This window comes from Bacillus cereus group sp. BfR-BA-01309 (assembly GCF_022664315.1).
GTDB lineage: Bacteria > Bacillota > Bacilli > Bacillales > Bacillaceae_G > Bacillus_A > Bacillus_A mobilis.
This window is the reverse complement of record NZ_JAKUHE010000069.1, coordinates 1-421: the sequence shown is the minus strand read 5'-3', so window position 1 is coordinate 421 and position 421 is coordinate 1. Positions and strand designations below refer to the sequence as shown.

Genomic DNA, 421 nt, shown 5'->3' with positions numbered 1-421 from the left:
ATTCATGAATTCTAGCTACCCTTACTCGTTGTTTATTCCAGCGAGAAGATCCTTTCATTCTTCTAGAAAGAACACGCTGTGCTTTTGCCAACCTCTCTTCCAATGAGCGAAAAAATTTAGGATTTTTATAGGTTGTTCCATCTGACAAAATGGCGAAATCTTTTAATCCTACATCCATTCCAATATAAGAATGTGTTTTCGGAAGTTCTTGCACTTCTGTTTCAACTAACAATGACACAAAGTATCTGCCAGAAGGGTTCCGTCTAACCGTAGCATTTAAAATACGTCCCTTTACTTCACGACTTTTGGCAAATCGAACAAGACCTAGTTTCGGCAATTTCATTTTGTTTCCCACAACAGCAATGTTTTCATTTGTTTGTTTTGTGGTATAAGATTGTACGTTGTTCTTTTTAGATTTGAA

At 36.3% G+C, this 421-nt stretch carries 1 protein-coding gene; it reads right to left on the bottom strand.

What is annotated here, in order from left to right; translation table 11 throughout:
• The coding region (locus MR115_RS29645; protein ID WP_242243859.1) for an RNA-guided endonuclease TnpB family protein at positions 1 to 421 on the bottom strand (421 nt) is incomplete at both ends.